The sequence below is a fragment of the Hymenobacter agri genome, from assembly GCF_054778495.1.
This window is the reverse complement of sequence record NZ_BAAGZM010001296.1, coordinates 1-539: the sequence shown is the minus strand read 5'-3', so window position 1 is coordinate 539 and position 539 is coordinate 1. Positions and strand designations below refer to the sequence as shown.

Here is a 539-nt window from a genome sequence, read left to right as displayed (position 1 = left end):
GGTGGCAGCGGCGGCCGGCGTTGCGGGCGCAGTCTGGCCGGTGGCGGCGAAGGCCGCGCTCAGGAGGATGGCAATCAGGCCGAAGCGAAGCAAATACATCAGAATAAGGGCAAAAGGTGGGAAATGACGTGGAAAAAGCCTGCGGCCAGCCCGCAAACTGGCCACGGCTACTGTAGCTGCGGATGCGCGGCAGCAATAGGCTGGAACGGGCCAAACTTATGCTGCCGGGCCGGGAAATCATCGGCGTAGGGCCCAAAGGGGTAATCCACCGGTTTCTTGCGGATATCGGGCCAGTCGTGGGGCGTGGGCAGGTGCGGGCGGGGCTGCGAATTCACGAACGCAGCCACGTCCCAGGCCTGCGCGTCGGTCAGCTGCGGCTGGTCGAAGGTAGCGCCAAAGGGCATGGCGGCCTTCACGTACCGGGCCAAGTTCGATACCCGAAACAGGCCCGCGCCGTCGTTGTAGCTGGTCGGGCCCCATAGCGGCGGGTACTGGTAGCCGCGTCCGTCGGCCAGCGGCTGGCCCTGGCCGGTGGGCCC

General features: G+C 66.8%; 1 protein-coding gene. It reads right to left on the bottom strand.

From position 1 onward, the window contains the following. Positions 1-167: 167 nt before the first annotated feature. The coding region (locus ACYVDE_RS25885) for a c-type cytochrome (RefSeq protein ID WP_460504365.1) at positions 168-539 on the bottom strand (372 nt) is incomplete at its 5' end.